Origin of the sequence: Streptomyces sp. ME02-8801-2C (assembly GCF_033793965.1) — a bacterium.
GTDB lineage: Bacteria > Actinomycetota > Actinomycetes > Streptomycetales > Streptomycetaceae > Streptomyces.
On record NZ_JARAXP010000001.1, the window covers coordinates 1,035,876 to 1,055,305 of the forward strand.

Below are 19,430 nucleotides of genomic sequence, written 5' to 3' on the forward strand. Positions count from 1 at the left end.
CACATGAACAAGCCATCGGCACGACGTACGCGACGAAGAGGAAAAGAGCCGGTCATGGATTTCCTTCGCCCCGCCAGCTGGGAGGAGGCGCTCGCCGCGAAGGCCGAGCACCCCACCGCTGTGCCGATCGCGGGCGGCACCGATGTGATGGTCGAGATCAACTTCGACCACCGCCGGCCCGAGTACCTCCTCGACCTGACCCGTATCGGCGACCTCTACGAGTGGGAGACCGTCGAGAGCGGCGTGCGGCTCGGCGCCTCGGTCCCGTACGCCCGGATCATGGAGCACCTGCGCGGCGAGCTGCCGGGCCTGGCCCTCGCCTCGCACACGGTCGCCTCCCCGCAGATCCGCAACCGGGGCGGCGTCGGCGGCAACCTCGGCACCGCCTCCCCGGCCGGTGACGCCCACCCGGCGCTGCTCGCCGCCGGCGCGGAGGTCGAGGCCGAGTCCGTACGGGGCACCCGGCTGATCCCGATCGACGACTTCTACACCGGCGTGAAGCGCAACGCGCTCGCCCCCGACGAGCTGATCCGCGCCGTCCACATCAACAAGGCGGACGGCCCCCAGCAGTACTCGAAGGTCGGCACCCGCAACGCCATGGTCATCGCGGTCTGCGCCTTCGGGCTCGCGCTGCACCCGGAGTCCAGGACCGTCCGCACGGGGATCGGTTCGGCGGCGCCCACACCCGTCCGGGCCAAGGCGGCCGAGGAATTCCTGAACGCGGCGCTCGACGAGGGCGGCTTCTGGGACAACGGGAAGATCATCACGCCGTCGGTCGCCAAGCAGTTCGCCGACCTGTGCGCGGGCGCCTGCAACCCCATCGACGACGTCCGGGGCACCGCGAGCTACCGCCGTCACGCGGTCGGCGTGATGGCCCGGCGCACGCTGACCTGGACCTGGGAGTCGTACCGCGGCACCGCCGCCCGCACGGAGGGAGTGGCGTAATGCGCGTCAATTTCACGGTCAACGGACGGCCGCAGGAGGCCGACGACGTGTGGGAGGGCGAGTCCCTGCTGTACGTGCTGCGGGAGCGGCTCGGCCTGCCGGGCTCCAAGAACGCCTGCGAACAGGGCGAGTGCGGATCATGCACCGTCCGCCTCGACGGAGTCCCGGTGTGCTCGTGCCTCGTCGCCGCGGGACAGGTCGAAGGACGCGAGGTCGTCACGGTCGAGGGACTCGCCGACTACGCCAAGCAGCGTACGGAACACGGGAGTTGTGGAACGGGCGCCTGCGGTACGTCACTTGACGCCGCCAAGCGATGGCAGCCCACCGGCTCCGCCGACTCCCAGACCGGCGAGGGCATCGAACTGGCCCCCATCCAGCAGGCGTTCATCGACGCCGGAGCCGTCCAGTGCGGATTCTGCACGCCCGGTCTGCTGGTCGCCGCCGACGAGATGCTGGAGCAGAACCCCAACCCGACCGACGCGGACATCCGCGAGGCGCTCTCGGGCAACCTGTGCCGTTGCACGGGCTACGAGAAGATCATGGACGCGGTCCGGCTGGCGGCGGCCCGACAGGGAGAGGCGGTCTGACATGCCCGGCAGGAACACCCCCCTCGGGACCCCCACCAAGGTCACCCAGGGTGCGCACACCAAGGGCGGGATCGGCGAGTCCACCCTCCGCCCGGACGGCACCCTCAAGGTCACCGGCGAGTTCGCGTACTCGTCCGACATGTGGCACGAGGACATGCTCTGGGGCCAGATCCTGCGCTCCACGGTCGCCCACGCCGAGATCGTCTCCATCGACACGGCCGAGGCCCTCGCACTGCCCGGCGTGTACGCCGTCATGACGTACGACGACCTGCCGACCGACGTGCGCACCTACGGCCTGGAGATCCAGGACACCCCGGTCCTCGCCCACGGCAGGGTCCGCCACCACGGTGAACCCGTCGCCATCGTCGCCGCCGACCACCCGGAGACCGCGCGCCGCGCCGCCGCCAAGATCAAGGTCGAGTACCGCGACCTGCCGGTGATCACCGACGAGGCCTCGGCGACCGCGCCGGACGCGATCCTCGTCCACGACAACCGCACGGACCACCACTTCGCCCACGTCGACCACCCCAACATCGTCCACCGCCAGCCGATCGTCCGCGGCGACGTCGAAGCGGCCCGCGCCCGCGCGGACTTCGTCGTCACCGGCGAGTACACCTTCGGCATGCAGGACCAGGCCTTCCTGGGCCCGGAGTCGGGCCTCGCGGTCCCCGCCGAGGACGGTGGCGTCGACCTCTACATCGCCACCCAGTGGCTGCACTCCGACCTGCGCCAGATCGCGCCCGTGCTCGGCCTGCCCGAGGACAAGGTCCGGATGACCCTGTCCGGTGTCGGCGGCGCGTTCGGCGGGCGCGAGGACCTGTCGATGCAGATCCACGCCTGTCTGCTCGCCCTGCGCACCGGCAAGCCCGTGAAGATCGTCTACAACCGCTTCGAGTCCTTCTTCGGCCACGTCCACCGCCACCCCGCGAAGCTCACCTACGAGCACGGGGCCACCAAGGACGGCAAGCTGACCCACCTGAAGGCGCGGATCGTCCTCGACGGCGGCGCGTACGCCTCCGCCTCCCCGGCGGTCGTCGGCAATGCCGCCTCGCTCGGCGTCGGCCCCTACGTGGTCGACGACGTCGACATCGACTGCATCGCCCTCTACACCAACAACCCGCCCTGCGGCGCGATGCGCGGCTTCGGCGCGGTCCAGGCCTGCTTCGCCTACGAGGCCCAGATGGACAAGCTCGCCGACGCGGTGGGCATGGACCGGGTCGAGTTCCGCCGCCTCAACGCCATGGAACAGGGCTCGCTCCTGCCCACCGGCCAGGCCGTCGACTCCCCGGCCCCGGTCGCCGAACTCCTGCGCCGCGTCAAGGCGATGCCCCTTCCGCCGGAGCAGCAGTGGCTGACGGCGGGCGAGGCGGCGGACGTACGCCAGCTGCCGGGCGGCCTCTCCAACACCACCCACGGCGAGGGCGTCGTCCGGGGCGTCGGCTACGCGGTCGGCATCAAGAACGTCGGCTTCTCCGAGGGCTTCGACGACTACTCGACAGCCCGGGTACGTATGGAGGTCGTCGGCGGAGAACCGGTGGCCACCGTGCACACGGCGATGGCCGAGGTGGGCCAGGGCGGGGTAACCGTCCACGCCCAGATCGCCCGCACCGAGCTGGGCGTCACCCAGGTGACCATCCACCCCGCCGACACCCAGGTGGGCTCGGCCGGTTCGACCTCGGCCTCCCGGCAGACGTACGTCACCGGTGGCGCCGTCAAGAACTCCTGCGAGCTGGTCCGCGAGAAGGTCCTGGAGGTCGGGCGTCGCAGGTTCGGCTCGTACCACCCGGCCTGGGCGACGGCGGAACTGCTCCTTGAGGGCGGCAAGGTCGTCACGGACGCCGGTGAGGTCCTCGCCGACCTGGTGGACGTCCTGGGGGACGAGGCGGTCGAGGTCGAGGCGGAGTGGCGGCACCGGCCGACCGAACCCTTCGACCTGCGTACCGGCCAGGGCTTCGGACACGTCCAGTACTCGTTCGCCGCGCACCGGGCCGTCGTCGAGGTCGACACCGAGCTGGGCCTGGTGAAGGTCATCGAACTGGCCTGCGCACAGGATGTCGGCAAGGCGCTCAACCCGCTGTCGGTCGTCGGCCAGATCCAGGGCGGCACGACCCAGGGCCTGGGCATCGCGGTGATGGAGGAGATCGTCGTCGACCCGAAGACGGCCAAGGTGAGGAACCCGTCCTTCACGGACTACCTGATCCCCACGATCCTGGACACCCCGACCATCCCGGTCGACGTCCTCGAACTGGCCGACGACCACGCCCCGTACGGCCTCCGAGGCGTCGGCGAGGCCCCGACCCTGTCCTCCACCCCGGCCGTCCTGGCGGCGATCCGCAACGCGACGGGCCTGGAGCTGACGAAGACCCCGGTGAGGCCGGAACACCTCACGGGTACGGTGTAGTTCGGCGCGTTGTCGGGTGCAGGTCCGGTGGGGGTTCCTCGCGCAGTTCCCCGCGCCCCTGAAAAGCGTGCTGCGCCCCCTGCTTTTCGTCTTTTTAGGGGCGCGGGGAACTGCGCGACCAGCCCCCACCGGGCCGTCCCTTTCCGTACGACCGTCGCCAAGGAGACCGAGATGCTCGACATCGCCGAAGAACTGAACCGGTGGGTCGAGGAGGGACGCGACTTCGCCGTGGCCACCGTGGTGGCCGTCGGCGGCAGCGCACCCCGCCAGCCCGGTGCCGCCCTCGCGGTGGACGCCGACGGCACGGCGATCGGCTCGGTTTCCGGCGGCTGTGTGGAGGGCGCGGTGTACGAGCTGTGCCGACAGGCACTGACGGACGGCGAGCCGGTCCTCGAACGCTTCGGCTACAGCGACGACGACGCCTTCGCGGTCGGCCTGACGTGCGGCGGTGTCATCGACATCCTGGTGACACCGGTACGGGCGTCGGATCCCGGCCGTGAGGTGTACGCGTCGGCGCTGGCCGCCGCCGCGAGCGGGGAGGCGGCGGCCGTCGCCCGGATCGTCGCCGGCCCGGCGGAACTGCTGGGCCGCGCGCTGCTCGTCGGACCGGACGGCCCGCACGGCTCGTACGAGGGTGGCTTCGGCGCCCACCCCGAGCTGGATCGCACGGTGGCCGCCGAGGCGCGTGCCTTCCTCGACGCGGGTCGCACCGGCACCCTGGAGATCGGTGAGCAGGGCTCTCGTTGCGGAGCACCGCTCACGGTTCTGGTCGAGTCGTCCGTCCCGCCGCCCCGCATGATCGTGTTCGGCGCGATCGACTTCGCTTCGGCGCTGGCCCGCATGGGCAAGTTCCTCGGCTACCACGTGACGGTCTGCGACGCCCGCCCGGTGTTCGCCACCCCCGCCCGTTTCCCCGAGGCGGACGAGATCGTCGTCGAGTGGCCGCACCGGTACCTGGAGCGGACGGCTGTGGACGCCCGTACGGTCCTGTGCGTCCTCACCCACGACGCCAAGTTCGACATACCCCTGCTCCAGCTCGCACTGCGGCTGCCGGTGGCGTACGTCGGCGCGATGGGCTCCCGCCGGACCCACCTGGACCGCAACGAGCGGCTGCGCGAAGCCGGCGTCACCGAGCTGGAGCTGGCGCGGCTCAGGTCGCCGATCGGGCTCGACCTCGGCGCCCGTACGCCCGAGGAGACGGCGTTGTCCATCGTCTCGGAGATCGTGGCCGACAGACGGGGCGGCAGCGGGGTCTCGCTGACCGGAGCGCACACGCCCATCCACCACGACGTCACCTCGGCACCGGAACCGGCGGGACGGATCGGCTCCGTGGCCTGACCCCGGTGTCAGTCGAACTTCGGTTGCGGATAGCCGAGTTGGACTCCGTGGGTGGACTTGCGGGTCACCAGGGTGCCGCGTCCCGGCGGTTGGTGACTCGGTTTGACGGTGCCCAGGAGGAAGCCTTCGCCGGGGTCGCCGGAGAGCATGAGGCCCTGTGCGCCGAGCTCCTTCAACCGCGCCACGAAGGGCTCGTACAGAGACCTCGACGCCCCGGCAGACCTGCGCGCCAGCACGACCCGCAGGCCCAGGTCACGGGCGAACGGCAGGTAGTCCATGAGCGGGGCGAGCGGGTTGCCGGTGCTGGTGGCGACCAGGTCGTAGTCGTCGACCAGCAGATACACGTCCTTGCCCCGGTACCAGCTGCGGTCGCGCAGTTGCTCGGCCGTCACATCGGGACCGGGCATCCGGGCCGCCAGAACGGAGACCACTCCCTTGACGATCTCGGCGACCCCGGGCCCCGAAGGTCCGTAGCTCAGCAGATACTCCTCGGGCACCTCACCGAGCAGCGACCGTCGGTAATCGACCACGAGGAACTGGGCCTGGTCCGGCGAGAGACGCGCACACAGCTGCCGCACCAGCATCCGCAGGAACGAACTCTTGCCCGACTCGGACTCTCCGTAGACGAGGAAGAAGGGGTCGTTGGACAGGTCGAGGAACACCGGGAGGAGGCTCGCGTCGTCGATACCCACGGCGACGGCGGGGCCGGGAGCCTCTTCGGGGCCGGGCAGCTCCTCCAGCAGGACGAGGTCCGGCAGGGTGCGCACCGGGGGAGCGGTCGGCCCCGACCAGTTCTCGCGCACCCGTGCGGCCAGTCGGGCCGCCGCCCCGGGGGTGTGTTCCGGGTCGACATCGTCCTCCAGGCAGGGCAACGCGGTGAGGAAGTGCAGTCGGTCGCGGGACAGCCCGCGTCCCGGGCTCCCCAGGGGCACGTTCCTGGCCTGTTTCCGGTCGATCTCGGAATCCATCGGATCGGCGAGGCGCAACTCGACCCTGCTGCCCAGGACTTCGCGCAGCGTGGGGCGGATCTCCCCGTACCGTGAGGCGCTGACCAGCAGATGCATACCGTAGGCCAAGCCGCGGAGGGCCAGGTCCGTGACGACGGGTTCGAGCGCCTCGTAGTCCGCCCGGAGGGTCGCCCAGCCGTCGATGACGAGGAAGAGGTCGCCCAGGGTCTGGTCAGGCCATTCCCCGGCGGCGCGACGCCGTCGGTACGCGCTGACGGACTCGATGTCGTGGGTGCGGAAGAACTCCTCGCGCTCCGCGAGAATTCTCGCGAAATCGGCGACCGTACGCCGGACCCGGTCCGCGTCGAGCCGGGAGAACACGCCCCCGACGTGCGGCAGTCCGGCCAGTGGCGCCAGCGCCCCGCCGCCGAAGTCGAGACAGTAGAACTGCACGTCGACCGGTGTGTGGGTGAGGGCCAGCGACGCGATGAGCGTGACCAGTGCGGTCGACTTGCCGGACTGCGGTGCGCCGACGACGAGAACATGCCCCTCGGCCCCGGAAAGATCCAGCTCGAGCGCACTCATGCGCTGCCGGAACGGCTCGTCGACCACCGCGAAGGGGACATGCTCCAGGCGCTTGAACGGCGGGACAGGCGGGCCCACGTCCCGTCCTCCCCGTCCCCGCCGGGCGCCGGCCTGCTTCGGAGGCAGCAGCGACTCCAGCGAGGGCGACGCGTCCAGTGGCGGCAGCCAGATCCGACGCGTACTCGGTTCCGTCGCCAGCACCTGGCCGACGAGTACGTCCAGGACCGAGGCCGAGTCGTCGACGGCGTCCGGGAGCGGGGCGGACACGTACGAGGCCTTGAAACGGACCAGTACGTCCGCCTCGTCGGACTTGAGGAACCCGGCACCCGGGTCCGGTGGCAGATGGTAGGCGTCGGGATAGCCGAGCACCGTACGGGACTCGGCCGCCGAGAACGTACGCAGTCCGATGCGGTACGACAGGAAACTGTCCAGCCCGCGCAGCCTGCCTTCCTCCAGCCGCTGCGAGGCCAGCAGCATGTGCACACCCAGGGCCCGGCCGACCCGGCCGATCTGCACGAACAGCTCGGCGAAGTCCGGGTACGCGACAAGGAGTTCGGAGAACTCGTCGATCACCAGCAGCAGCGTCGGCAGGGGTTCGAGATCGTGCCGGGAGGCACGGACCTTCGTGTACTCGTGGACACTCGCCAGACCACCCGCGGCCCGCAACAGCGCCTGGCGCCGCTGCAGTTCACCGCTGATCGCGTCGTGCATCCGCGTCACGAGCGACGGATCGTTCTCCAGGCCGGTGATGACGGCCGAGGTGTGCGGCAGATCCCGCAGGGGGGCGAACGTCGCCGCGCCCTTGAAGTCGGCCAGCACGAAGGCCACTTCCTCCGCCGAATGGCGGACAGCGAGTCCCAGCACGATCGAGCGCAGCAGTTCGGACTTGCCGGAGCCGGTCGCGCCCACACACAGGCCGTGCGGGCCCATTCCGTGGTGCGCGCTCTCCTTGAGGTCGAGGAAGACCGGCTTGCCGCCCTCGCCGACACCGATCGGCACCCGCAATCGCTCCTCGGGGGCCGACCGGGCCCGCAGGGCCGGCAGATTCAACGACGTCGGGTTGTCCACGCCCAACAGACCGGTGAAGACGGTTCCCTGGCGACCGGAGGGAAACCTGACGAGCGCCCCGGCACTGTCGTCCTCGGTGCGCAGCGCCGCCCATCCCGCCCGCACCCGCTCCGCCGTCTCCACCAAGGACTCCCGCGCCGCCACCGGCCCGGTTCCGTCGTCGAAGCGCGGGACCGCCACCCGGAAACGCCGGCGCCGGGACAACGCCCACCCGACCGAGACCCCCGCCGCCAGCGCGGGGTCGAAGAAGGACTCCTCCGGGTCGTCCAGGGCGAGTTCGAGCCGCGTGCCCAGCAACCCCCGCAGGTCCGTGGTGAAGTCGCTCCAACGGCGGGCCGTGACCAGCAGATGGACGCCGTAGTTCAGGCCGGTGTTGGCGAGTTTGTGGACGGTGTCCGCGAACTCCGGGTGCTCCCAGGTGAAGTCGAGCCAGCCGTCCACGACGAGGAAGACGTCACTCGCCGCCCCCTCGTCGATCCGGCCCGTGTTGCGCAGCGCCCGGAACGCCTCGATGGAGTCGATGTCGAGGTCGCGGAACAGGGTGCGCCGGGTCGAGATCACGGCCTTGACCGCGGCGAGGGCGCCCTCGACCGCGCTGTGCTCGTGCGGAGCCGCGAACGTGCGCACATGCGGCAGCGAGCTCAGCACTCCGAGCCGGTTGACCGCGCCCTCCAGCAGATAGAACTCCGCCTCGTTCGGGGTGTGGGTCAGCGCCAGCGACATGATCAGGGACCGCAGCAGGGTCGTCTTGCCGCTGCCCAGCTTGCCGACGACCGCCGCGTTCCCGTCCCTGTTGGAGAAGTCGACGCACAGGTGGTCGCCCCCGGTGCTGTTCTCCAGTCTGCCGACGGGCACGACCAGCCGCGAGGTGCCCTCCCACGCGTCGCAGCTGAAACCCCGGTCGACGGTCTCCACGGGCGGCGGCAGCAGTGTGCCGAGCCTGAGCTCGTCGGCCAGGGCCGCCCGGGCGCCGGGCCCGGCCGCCGCGTCGATCCGGGGCGCGTAGGCGAGGGCGACATTCCCCTCGCACTGACCCGACTTGGTCGGCGTCTGCTCGGGCCCCGCCTGGTTGACCACCGTGTCGTGAACGTACGTGTACAGCTCCTCCGGGGTGACCACCCCGTCCCGGTTCAGGTCGGCGAGGCCGGTGCTGAGCCCCTCGATCACGGCTGCCGTGAACCGGGGTGCGGACAGCGGGTTGTCGATCGTCAGATGCTCGCCGTCGTACGCGTACTCCAGCTCCGTCGACGCCGTGATGACGAACGTGCCGCGCCCGGCGAGCGCCGACTTCACGTCCACGGGAGCGGGCGACATGGGCCTGCCCCGGTGGAAGAGGCCGCTGTAGCAGCAGTCGAGCAGCACGATCTTGGTCCGGGCCTCGCACTCGTCCAGGAGCTGGTGCAGCAGCGCGGCCGGGATCGCGGTGGTGTGCGGACGCGCCAACCGTGTGCTGAGCGTGGCGAAGAACAGCCGGTCGGCGTCATTGCGGATGCCGTGGCAGGCGAAGTAGATCAGTACGAGATCGTCGGGGTCGCGATTGCTCAGCACTTCCTCGACCGCGGACTCGATCTCGTCCTTGGGCCTGTTCAGCAGTTCGAGCACCGGGTCGAAACGGCCGATCGCGGGGTTCTCCAGAAGCCGCTTCAGCTCGCCGGCACCCCGGGCCGGCGCCCGGAGTCTGCTCAGCCCCGGATCCTGGTAGCCGTCAGTCGCGACGAGCAGTGCGATCCGGCGTCCCGCCATCGCCAACTCCCGGCTCGCTGTTGGTGTTCGGACCGGTCACGGCGGCAGCACCCGCCGCGGCCGTCCCCGCCTCGATCCGCGCGGTCACCGCCTCGACCAACGCCTGCTGGTCCTTGGCCGACAGAGCGCCGAACGACCCCTTGTGCCCGTCGATCTCCCACTCGACCGACCGCGCCTTCGAACGCTGCACGAACGCCACGACGACGTTGCTGAGAGCCTTGAGCGCGGCGGCGGAGAACGCCCCGCTGACCACCAGCACCCCGAGGTCGTGGCCCACACCGGCCATCGACTTCTCCGGCGCGGCGCTCGTCCCGCGCTCGACCCGCAGCAGGCCGAGGGTGCGCAGATCCTTGTACAGACTGCGGACCTGACGATCCGTCTGCTCCGCGGTGGCTCCGGGACCCGAGTCGATCCGAAGCTCCAGCCGCACGCTCTCCTCGGGCACGCTCTCCCCTTCCCCCGACCGGCTTCCGTACCGCCGGCACACCGGGTCGATCGTAACGTCCGTCACGCCGTCCTCAGCAGGCGGTTCGCGGCCCGACCGAACACATGGCGCGCCGCGCCCTCCAGCGGGCGGTCGAACAGTGACGGCAGCAGGCGTACGCGCAACTCCTCGCGCCAGACGACCCGCGAGCGGCCGCCCGGGCCGGGGCGCACCTCGATCTCCGCCCAGCCCAGGACGACCCGGCCGCGTTTCTCCAGGCGGCACAGGCCCGGGGAGTCGTGCGTCGGGGGCCGCCAGACGGTGACCTCCATCCGGTCGTCGAAGGCGAGGGGACCGACTCCCGAGCGGGCGACGAAGACGGTGCCCACGTGGGTCGGCGGGCCGGTGAGCACCTTCACGCGGGTGAGCGGGACCACGGACGCGTGGCGGGGCCAGTCCGTGAGGCGGCGCCAGGCCTCGTCGAGGGGGAGCGGCACCGTACGTTCGAGGAGGAAGTCGACCACGGCACGATCGTAGGCAACCCGGCGGGTCCATGAACTGCGCCACACCCTCGCCGAGGACGACGCCGCGTACGTCTGGGGCGTAAATCCGGGTACGGAACGCAAGTTGAGGCCGGAGACAAAGGCGGAGCCGGAGTCGGTCAGGCCAGCAGGCGCGCGCCCAGGTCCTCGCCCGGTAGGGCACCCGGGAGGACGTACGCCACCGCCGAACCCCGGTGCTCGGTGAAGCGGCCCAGCTCGTCCGTCGCCGCCATCCGGTGCTGGACGCGCGCGAACAGCGCCGGGTCACGCATGAAGGCGAGGAACAGCAGCCCCCGGTCGTCCGGACCGGCGTCGTAGCTGTAGCCCCGGCGCAGCATCCGGGCGCCCGCGTCCAGCCGGGGGCTCGCCGCCCGTACATGTGCCCCGAGCGGGATCACGTACCGGCCCTGCGGGGTCTTCGCGAAGATGTCCACATCGTCGTGCTCGTGCCGCCCACCCAGCGGCGCGCCGCTCGCCCGGTGCCGCCCGACGATCTCCTCCTGACGCCCCGCGGCGAGCCGCGCGAACCCGGCGCCGTCGATATGGACGCGCCGTACGACGAGGAACGTGGCGTCGTCGACCCACACCCAGCGCTCGCACTCCTCGGGCGTCGGGTTCTCCGTGCCGTCCTTGAAACCGAGCAGGTTGCGCGGTGTTTGCCCGGCCGCTGTGGGCGGCAGGAAGCCGGTCTGGCGCCAGCGCGGGCGCAGGGTGTCGCCCGCCAGCCGGGTCAGCGCACCGGCCGCCGCCACGGTGGCCCGAGGGCCGTCGGCGCAGAGCTGCACCAGCAGATCGCCGCCGCCGTACGCGGGGTCGAGCCGGTCGTCGGGGAACGGCGGCAGCTCCCGCAGCGCGCGCGGCGCGGCGACGCACAGCAGCCCGGGGAGCCGGGGGCCGATCGCCACGGTCGCGGTGAGCCGGGACCTCCCGGCGCCCCCGATCGCCTTGATCTCCTTGGCCTGTACGGGATTTGGTGGCGCGAGTTCGCCGTCCAGGACCTCCGCGAGCGCCCGCGTCCAGCGTCCGAACACCTTCCGCAGGGCGCGCACGCCGCCCGCTCCGCGTATCGCCGGTGCGAGGTCGTACGCCATGACGAGCGCGGCGGTCTGCTGCTGGGTCGTCACGCCGGCCTGGCGCGGGCCCCGGAAGCGGAACGCCGGCGGGCCCGCGGTGGCCGGGGGACGGGAGCGGGCGGCGTCGGCGCACCCGGAGGCGGTCGCGGCGAGGGCGCCGAGCGCTGCGGCGCGGGTGAGCACGTCACGGCGCGCGGGGGCCGACGCGCCGTCGGGCGTGGGGAAAGAGGTATGTGCTGTCATAAGAGTGAAATGGACGATACCTCTACGATCGCGCCAAACATTCTCTTTGCCTCATGCGGGCGGGCCGCGTACCGGTCGACACCGGTACGCGGCCCGCTCCGCGTCACCCTCCCGGGTGCGCGGCCGTCACCCCGCTGGGCAGGGCGTCAGCACGTGCCGCCCTTGCAGGGTTCACCCCGCTCGTTGGTGATCCGCACGAGCAGTCCGGCGGTGCCCGTGCCGTTCGCCAGGGTCAGTCCGTACGGGCCGAAGACCGGGTCGGCCGGCAGGACGTAGCCCTCGGGGACGTCCTTCTCCACGAGGTAGTACGTGCCGATGCGGTTGTCGTCGAAGGAGCACCGGCCCGTGCGGCCGGTGACGCAGTCGCCGGCCATCCGGTCCTTGCCGACGCCCTGGCGCTGGAGGCCGGGGTTGCCGTTGCTGTCGATCCACAGCTGGAAGACCGCGCCCTGCAGCGGCTCGCCGGTCTTCCCGTCGGTCTGGACGAGCCTCAGCCTCAACTCCCCGACCAGGCCCGCGTCGAGAGCGAGGTCGGTCCGGTCGCCGGGGCGGAGGGTGACCACCGGGGAACAGCCGCTGGTCGGGTCGACGACCGAGCCGTCCCCCGTGGCACCCGCGTTCTGCCTGGTCCAGAGGTAGCCGCGCGGGCCGCGGAAGCAGACCTTGTAGCGTCCGTCGGGCAGGGAGGTGAACTGGTAGTGCCCGTCCGCGTCCGTCCTGACGGTCCTGAGGACGTCACCCGTGGCGGGGTCGATCAACTCGGCGGTGACGTCCTTCGCGCCGGGCTCGCCCGGGTCCTGGACGCCGTTGCCGTCGGTGTCGTACCAGACGCGGTGGCCCAGCCTGTCGACCGGACCGACAAGACCCGCCTCGATCCGGTGGTTGACGTCGCCCGGGTCGCCGACGGTCACCGTGGTTCGGCCCGCCGAGTCGACGTTCGAGTCGAGGGAACGGTCGCGGCCGGGTCCCCGCTGCGTCCACTTCAGCTCTGCCAGGGTCGGTGAGCCGGGGAGAGCCGACGGGTCGACACCCCAGTAGTCGAATTCGACCGCATACGCCGTGTTCGGCGTCAGCCCGTCCTCCGTACCCAGGTAGTACTCGCCGTTCGCGTCGGTCGTGGCGGTCAGTGCCGGCCCGGTCGGCGGGGTCAGCGTGACGACGACGCCCGGGACGGGTGGCTCGGACGGGTCCTGGACGCCGTTGCCGTTCGAGTCGTACCAGACCCGGTTGCCGATCTGGACGGGCGCTTGGTCGCACACGAGTTCAAGGTCGGCGAGCCCGTTGGCCTTGCCGAAGAGGTTCTGGCGCAGGGCGAGGCCGTTGTCCCAGGTCGCCTGGATGAGCAGGTTGCCGTGGGCCGGGCCGTCGGTCGCGGTCCAGTTGCGGACGCCCTGTTGGAAGGCGTCGTACGGGTCGTGGGCCGTGCCGAACAGCTTGTCGCGGTACGGCTGGAGTGCCGTGGCGCCCTCGCCGATCTGGTCGTGGACCGCGTCCTCGAGTGTCGTGGAGTCGTCGTGGAGCCGGCCGCCGCCCGGGCTCTTGCCGTCGCCCCGCAGACTGCCGGACAGCGCGCCGCAGGAACCGTCGCTCTTCAGCGTGTACGTCGTCCCCGACTTGCAGGCGCGCAGTACGTCACCTGCGGCGATGCCGGTGATGAGCGGTCGCCGCGTGGAGTTGTGGGCGAACGTGGCCGTGCCCGTCATGTCGCCGAAGCGGTCGCGGTAGCCGAGCACCAGGTCGCCGTTGTCGGCGATCTCGATGTTGGCCAGCATCGGCTGCGGCGCGGAGACGAACGAGTGCGACTCGCTGCCCGGCACCCGCTCGTTCCAGGCCTCCCACGCGCCGCTCATCACCTGGCCGACCGTGGACGGCTTGGTGCAGCGGTGGGCGTCGGCCGGCAGACCGGTGAACCGGTAGGCGCATCCGCGCGGATGGTTCAGCGCGTGCGTGAAGATCTCGCTGAACGTGCCGTTCTCGAACTCGTAGACGTGCGCGCTGAGTTGGGTCGGGTCGCCCCAGGGGACGGACGTGGAGACCGTCGTCTCGGCGCCGCACACCCCGCCCACCAGCACCCGCTTGCCGCGCACCCCGATGCCGTACGGGTGCCACTCGCCGACGCAGGCCCTCGGCCTCGGGATGTCGTACGCCGTCTGCGTGCCGGCCCTGGCCGTCGCGCCGGAGCCGACGATGGCCACGCCGTACAGCTTGGTGTCGCCGATGTGGACCGCGTACAGCGTCCTGCCGTCACCGGACACGTCGACATCGCCGATGCCCTCGCGGCCGACCCTGCCGTAGACGGCGTCGTCGTGCAGCCAGTTGTCGGTGGTCTCGTGCGGGGTGAGCCTGCCGGGCAGCGTGACGAAGGCGTCCACGGCGGGGTCCGTGCCGAACTGGCGGTAGATCGTGTTGGTGCCGCCCGCCGGCCCGTACGCGGTGTGCCGCTTGACGAGCGTGCCCAGGTACTTGTTGCCGGTGCGGTCCACGCCGATGCCGAACACGGCCTGCTGCCTCGTGTTGTCGGTCAGCTGGGTGACCGCGCTGTCGGGGGTGCTGCCGGTGAAGCTCCCGTTGAAGGACACGAGGCCCTTGTACGTGTTCGGCGCGTCGCCCTTGGTGAGGTTGCAGCTGACGAGGTAGGGGTTCTCCTGGCAGTAGACGCCGGGCTCCCAGAAACCGGTGGTGTATGTGACGTCCGTACCGCCGGACACGTCGACGAAGCCGATGTTGCCGCGGATGACGTCGGCGCCCGTGCCCGGGCCCGCGACGGCGGGGGAGAGGTTGCCGGGGTCCGGATTGGAGACCTGGACGCGGTACTTGCCTCCGGTGAGTTCGGACGTGGCGGTGAAGGTGACGGTGCCGTCGGCCCCGGTCGTCAGGTTCCGGACGGTGCCGGCGTCGTCCGTCAGGCTGACCTTGACGCCGGCGAGGCCCGGCTCGAGCACGCTGTCGTAGGCGCCGTCCGCGTCCACCTCGGTGACGACCCGTACGGTCACCGTGCCGTCGCCCGGAGCCGCGGCACGCGTGGTCGGGGCGAGCGGGCCGAACCCGGCGACCGCGAGGGCGGGCGAACCGGTCGCGACCAGCGCGAGACTCAGGCCGGTCAGGCCGGCGAGCCGTCTGCGTCGGCCGGGCGGAGCGGCGTGCACGCGCCGACGCGAGGCGGTGGTGCCTGGTTCTGCTCTGAACACTGATTCCTCGTCTCGTGGAGCGAACACCCCCATCTCGCTATGTATAGGAACCGTGAAGAAGATCGAATCGGCCCGTTCGGAGGAATCGGACGATTTTCGGACAGAAGTGACGGACCGTCACGCCCGAGCCTGCCGTGCGACGGCCTGCGCGGTCACTCGGTGCCCCCGCGGGCGTTGTGGACGACGACATCGACGCGTATGTGCCGGACTCGCCGCCGGGTTGGGCGCGTGTGGTCGACATCGGGTCGGCATCCGTGGGTCGGCAGCGCTGAAAGAATGGGCCGATGCGCACCCCTTCATCGCTCCTGTCGGCGTTTCGGCCCCAAGTCCAAGAGCGGCTCTACGACTTCTACGAAGAACTGCGGAGTGCCGACGACCTCTTCTGGGACCGCCGGACGGGCGCCTGGATCGCGACCGGGCACGCCGTGGTCAGCAGCGCGGCGGGTGCCCCGGGGCTGTCCTCGGTGCGTTACCCGGACATCGAGGCCGTTCCGGAGGAGCTGCGGCCGCTCGCCCGGGTCCTGAGCCGGCAGATGCTCTACAACGACATCCCCGACCACCCGCGCCTGCGGGCCCTGATCAGCAAGGCGTTCGCTCCCCGTGCGGTGGCGACGCTGCGTGCCCGGGTCGTCGAAGCCGTCGACCGGATCATCACCCGGGTGGCGCCGACCGGCCGGATGGACATCGTCGCCGACCTCGCCCGCCCACTCCCGCTCACCATCATCTGCGACCTCCTCGACGTACCGGAGGCGGACCGTGCCGCGGTCGCCGCCTGGTCCGATCCGGTCGCCGAGGCAATCGGCAACTCCCGGCTCGACGCGGACCGCAACCGCGAGGCCTCACAGAGTATGGCGGAGATGCTCGCCTACCTCCGTGAGCTCCTCACCCGCCAGGACACCCCGCCCACCCCCGGCACCCTGCGCGCGACGGTGACCGCCCAGGCCGGTGACGCCGATCAGGATCTCGACGAACTCCTCGCCAACTGCGCCCTGTTGCTGATCGCGGGCCATGAGACGACCACCCACTTCATCGGCAACGCCACCCTCGCCCTGCTCCGCCACCCGGACGCGGCCGACCGACTGCGCGCCCGGCCCGACCTGATGCCCGCGGCCGTCGAGGAACTCCTGCGCTACGACGCCCCGGTGCAGCTGATGCTGCGCCGGGCGCGGCACGATCTGGACCTCGCGGGCCGCAAGATCGCCGAGGGGCAGACGGTGCTCCTGGTGGGCGGCGCCGCCAACCGGGATCCGGCCGTCTTCCCCGACCCCCATGTGCTGGACTTCGAGCGGTCCGGCTCCGGGGGCCGGCACATGGCGTTCGGACACGGTCCGCACTTCTGCCTCGGCGCGGCGCTCGCCCGGCTGGAGGGCGCGATCGTCCTGGAGGCGCTCCTCACCCGCCTCCCCGGCCTGCGGCTCGACGAATCCGAGCCCCCGCAGTGGCAGCGCAGCCTCAATTTCCGTGGCCTCACCCGGCTGAACGTCGCCTTCACCCCGACCTGAGTCGCACCCGCCCCGACCTGAGGTACACCGGTCCCGACCGCTCCCCGCACTCTCCGACGAGGAACCGGGGTGTGGAAGGGGCGGGAGGGGGGACTTGGTCCGTAGGTGAGGTTCGGCGTTCCCATGGGGCTGAGCCTGCTCAGGTTCCTCTGGTTCAGACGTAGTGCCGGGGGAGCCGCCCGCTTCGGGTCACGTGAGGTCGCCCTGTTCGCAGATCCGCCGGGCGACCTCCCGGAGTTTGACGTTGTGCTGCTGTGAGTAGCGGCGCAGCGCGTCGAACGCCTGTTCCTCGGTCACATGGTGGCGGCCCATGAGAATGCCCATCGCCTCGCCGATGGCATGGCGGGTGGCGACGGCCTGCTCCATCTGGGCATGGGTGCGGGCGCTGGAGAAGGCGACCGCCGCGTGGGAGGCCAGCAGCCATCCGGCGAGCTCGCTGGCCTCGGTGAACGCGCCCGGCTTGCGCGAGTAGAGGTTCAGCGCGCCGAGGTCCTCGTCGTCGGTGAACAGCAGGAAGCCCATCATGCTGCCCACTCCGAGCTCGTGGGCCTGAGGGGCGTAGGCGGGCCAGCGCGAGTGCTCGCCGGTGAGGTCGGCGATGCGGAAGACCCGCTCGCCCTCGGAGTTGTGAGCCACGTCGAAGCACGGCCCCTCACGCAGCCGCTCCTGAAGCTGATCACTGTCGGTGACGAGCTGATCGGTCGGGGCGAGGGTCTCGACCCGCTCGCCGTGCAGCACCAGGATGCCGGCCGCGTCGCAGCCCTCCACCAGTTCGGTGGCCGATGCAGTGATCCGCCGGAGCGTGGCGGCAACCGAGTCCTGCGCCAGGAGATCCCGCGCCATCGACGCCATCTGCTGTGCGAACCGTCCCCAGTCCACGTCGTCCTCCGATTCTCGTCCGGCCCGGACAAGCCTCCTACCCAGTTTTCCACGGTTGGCTCAGAGCGGCGCCGGGACCGGACCGGGCGGTGCGGCGGCGCGATGGGCGGCGCGACGCGGAGTGCGCGCCCAGGGGAGCGTAGCGCCGGGAAACCCGCCCTGACCTCCTCGAACGGAGCGTTTCTCGCGCACAAAGATGCGTCAGTACGTCGTTGACCACCGCTTCGCAGCGGGGCGAGGGTGAGGGAGCCACATCGGATCCCGACCCCTTCGTTTCCGGTCGGCGGACTGCTCGCAGGAGGCCCGTGATGCTCCAGACAGATGCCCTTGAACACACAGAGTCGGGAGAGGACGACGCGTCGGCGCTCAGCCGCGAACTCTTCTTCCAGCGCTGCCGCTGGTGCGGCTCCCCGGCCTTCCGTCGCTCCTTCTGCCGTGCCTGCGGGTCCACGGCCTTCACCCGGGAGCGCAGCGAGGGTTCCGGAGTCGTCGTGCGCCGCCACGGCCACGTCCCGCACAACACATGGTTCGTCGCGATGGACGAGGGCTTCTACGTTCTCTGCCAGGTCACCGGCACGGCGCCGGTGGCGGTCGCGGTGGGGGCGCGGGTGACCGTCGTACGGTCCGTCGCTCCTCCCGGCGGGGGCATGCCCGTCGTCGAACTCACCTACCGCGCCGAGAGTTCGGGGCGCTGGTGGTGACACAGGACGGTGTTCCCGGCGGAGCACGGCCCGGCGCGCTGGACGGTCTGCGGATCGCCGACTTCTCCCGGGTACTGGCGGGGCCCTACGCCACCATGCTCCTCGCCGACTTGGGCGCCGACGTGGTGAAGGTCGAACGGCCCGGCGTCGGCGACGACACCCGGGCCTGGCACCCCCCGGCGGATCACGAGGGCACTTCGACGTATTTCCTGAGCGTCAACCGCAACAAGAGGTCCGTCGTGCTGGACCTCACGACGGAAACCGGCCTACGACAGGCCCGCGCGCTGGTCGCCGAGTCCGATGTGCTGGTGGAGAACTTCCGCCCCGGCACGATGGAACGCCTGGGACTCGGCCCCCGCGAACTCCGTGCCCGGCAACCGGAGTTGGTGTACTGCTCGATCAGCGGTTTCGGCAGCGGCGCGGGCGCGGCGATCCCCGGATACGACCTGCTCGTCCAGGCCGTCGGCGGGCTGATGAGCGTGACCGGCGACGCGTCGGGGGAGCCGGTCAAGGCGGGCGTGGCCCTGGTCGATGTGATCACGGGCATGCATGCCTCGCTCGGGATCCTCGCGGCCCTCCGGCACCGGGACGCCACCGGGGAGGGGCAGCACGTGGAGGTGAACCTGCTCGGTTCGCTGCTCTCGGCCATGGTCAACCAGGCCTCTGCGTTCGCCGTCGCCGGTGTGGTACCGGGCCGGATGGGAAACGCGCACCCGAGCATCGCCCCGTACGAGACCTTCCCGGCCGCCGATCGGCCGATCGCGATCGCGGTGGGCAACGACCGGCAGTTCGCGGCGCTCGCCGAGGTCCTCGGGGCCCCTGCCCTCGCCACCGACGACCGCTTCCGCACCAACGCCGACCGGGTCGCCCACCGCGCCGACCTGCGGAACATCCTGAGCGAACGGCTGGGCGTGGCCGACGCCGACCACTGGTCGGCCGTCCTGCTGGCCGCGGGGGTGCCCGCCGGACCGGTCAACAGCCTCGACGAGGCCTTCGGATTCGCCCAGAAACTCGGCCTTCCCGGCATCGTCGACCTGCCCGCCCCGCCCTCCGAAGGCGCCGACGGCAGGCCCTCCCGCCAAGTCGCGAACCCCATCACGCTGAGCGCCACCCCCGCGCAGTACCGGCTGCCGCCACCACGCCTGGGCCGGCACACCGCGGAGATCCTCGACCGCGTCCGCGACGACCACACCTGAGCACCCTGAAGCCGGTCACCCGACCGCCGCGCCACCCGAACGCACAGCAACCACCAGAGCCACAGGAG

13 protein-coding genes are annotated in these 19,430 nt (G+C 71.3%); 7 read left to right on the forward strand and 6 right to left on the reverse strand.

Annotation, left to right across the window (positions count from 1 at the left end; all coding sequences use genetic code 11):
• Positions 1-54 precede the first annotated feature (54 nt).
• From PV396_RS04370 to PV396_RS04385, 4 genes are all read left to right on the forward strand, one after another.
• Positions 55-945 carry a xanthine dehydrogenase family protein subunit M gene (locus tag PV396_RS04370; protein WP_319200447.1) on the forward strand — a complete coding sequence of 297 codons (891 nt, stop codon included), beginning with the start codon at positions 55-57 and terminating at the stop codon, positions 943-945.
• Positions 945-1,532, forward strand: a complete 588-nt coding sequence (locus PV396_RS04375) for a (2Fe-2S)-binding protein (RefSeq protein WP_319200449.1) — start codon at positions 945-947, stop codon at positions 1,530-1,532. The genes PV396_RS04370 and PV396_RS04375 overlap by 1 nt, the downstream gene beginning before the upstream one ends.
• Position 1,533: 1 nt before the next feature.
• Positions 1,534-3,933, forward strand: coding sequence for a xanthine dehydrogenase family protein molybdopterin-binding subunit (locus PV396_RS04380; RefSeq protein ID WP_319200451.1), 2,400 nt, complete (start codon positions 1,534-1,536; stop codon positions 3,931-3,933).
• Between the two features lie 171 nt (positions 3,934-4,104).
• Positions 4,105-5,271 carry an XdhC/CoxI family protein gene (locus tag PV396_RS04385; RefSeq protein ID WP_319200453.1) on the forward strand — a complete coding sequence of 389 codons (1,167 nt, stop codon included), beginning with the start codon at positions 4,105-4,107 and terminating at the stop codon, positions 5,269-5,271.
• A gap of 8 nt (positions 5,272-5,279) precedes the next feature.
• Here PV396_RS04385 and eccCb read toward each other — a convergent pair whose 3' ends face one another.
• The 5 genes from eccCb to PV396_RS04410 all read right to left on the reverse strand — a co-directional run bounded on the left by eccCb (position 5,280) and on the right by PV396_RS04410 (position 15,042).
• Positions 5,280-9,614: a type VII secretion protein EccCb gene (gene eccCb, locus PV396_RS04390; protein WP_319200455.1), complete on the reverse strand. Its 4,335-nt coding sequence runs from the start codon at positions 9,612-9,614 to the stop codon at positions 5,280-5,282.
• Complete coding sequence (locus PV396_RS04395; protein ID WP_319200457.1) at positions 9,577-10,059, reverse strand: hypothetical protein; 483 nt, start codon at positions 10,057-10,059, stop codon at positions 9,577-9,579. Before PV396_RS04395 ends, eccCb begins: the two co-directional genes overlap by 38 nt.
• Before the next feature lie 62 nt (positions 10,060-10,121).
• Positions 10,122-10,562 carry an SRPBCC family protein gene (locus PV396_RS04400; RefSeq protein ID WP_319200459.1) on the reverse strand — a complete coding sequence of 147 codons (441 nt, stop codon included), beginning with the start codon at positions 10,560-10,562 and terminating at the stop codon, positions 10,122-10,124.
• Positions 10,563-10,699: 137 nt separating this feature from the next.
• On the reverse strand, positions 10,700-11,896 hold the full coding sequence (locus PV396_RS04405) for a Dyp-type peroxidase (RefSeq protein ID WP_319200461.1): 1,197 nt from the start codon (positions 11,894-11,896) through the stop codon (positions 10,700-10,702).
• Positions 11,897-12,042: 146 nt separating this feature from the next.
• Positions 12,043-15,042, reverse strand: coding sequence for an SdrD B-like domain-containing protein (locus PV396_RS04410; protein WP_319200463.1), 3,000 nt, complete (start codon positions 15,040-15,042; stop codon positions 12,043-12,045).
• Positions 15,043-15,368: 326 nt separating this feature from the next.
• Here PV396_RS04410 and PV396_RS04415 point away from each other — a divergent pair, with 326 nt between their 5' ends.
• Positions 15,369-16,586 (forward strand): cytochrome P450, encoded by a 1,218-nt coding sequence (locus PV396_RS04415; RefSeq protein ID WP_319200465.1) that lies wholly within the window; start codon positions 15,369-15,371, stop codon positions 16,584-16,586.
• A gap of 189 nt (positions 16,587-16,775) precedes the next feature.
• On the opposite strand, the gene PV396_RS04420 is transcribed toward PV396_RS04415, so the two are convergent.
• Complete coding sequence (locus tag PV396_RS04420; protein WP_319200467.1) at positions 16,776-17,465, reverse strand: GAF and ANTAR domain-containing protein; 690 nt, start codon at positions 17,463-17,465, stop codon at positions 16,776-16,778.
• Between the two features lie 308 nt (positions 17,466-17,773).
• On the opposite strand from PV396_RS04420, the gene PV396_RS04425 reads away from it, so the two are divergent.
• Entirely contained in the window at positions 17,774-18,166 is a 393-nt protein-coding gene (locus PV396_RS04425) for a Zn-ribbon domain-containing OB-fold protein (RefSeq protein ID WP_319200469.1), read from the forward strand.
• Positions 18,163-19,362: a CoA transferase gene (locus PV396_RS04430; protein ID WP_319200471.1), complete on the forward strand. Its 1,200-nt coding sequence runs from the start codon at positions 18,163-18,165 to the stop codon at positions 19,360-19,362. Before PV396_RS04425 ends, PV396_RS04430 begins: the two co-directional genes overlap by 4 nt.
• The last annotated feature ends 68 nt before the right edge of the window (positions 19,363-19,430 follow it).

Excerpts from the sequence above, each read along its gene's own strand:
- PV396_RS04375 (WP_319200449.1), top strand. The coding sequence starts at position 945 with ATGCGCGTCAATTTCACGGTCAACGGACGGCCGCAGGAGGCCGACGAC.
- PV396_RS04415 (WP_319200465.1), top strand. The coding sequence starts at position 15,369 with ATGCGCACCCCTTCATCGCTCCTGTCGGCGTTTCGGCCCCAAGTCCAA.
- PV396_RS04425 (WP_319200469.1), top strand. The coding sequence starts at position 17,774 with ATGCTCCAGACAGATGCCCTTGAACACACAGAGTCGGGAGAGGACGAC.
- PV396_RS04385 (WP_319200453.1), top strand. The coding sequence starts at position 4,105 with ATGCTCGACATCGCCGAAGAACTGAACCGGTGGGTCGAGGAGGGACGC.
- eccCb (WP_319200455.1), bottom strand. The coding sequence starts at position 9,614 with ATGGCGGGACGCCGGATCGCACTGCTCGTCGCGACTGACGGCTACCAG.
- PV396_RS04380 (WP_319200451.1), top strand. The coding sequence starts at position 1,534 with ATGCCCGGCAGGAACACCCCCCTCGGGACCCCCACCAAGGTCACCCAG.
- PV396_RS04405 (WP_319200461.1), bottom strand. The coding sequence starts at position 11,896 with ATGACAGCACATACCTCTTTCCCCACGCCCGACGGCGCGTCGGCCCCC.
- PV396_RS04370 (WP_319200447.1), top strand. The coding sequence starts at position 55 with ATGGATTTCCTTCGCCCCGCCAGCTGGGAGGAGGCGCTCGCCGCGAAG.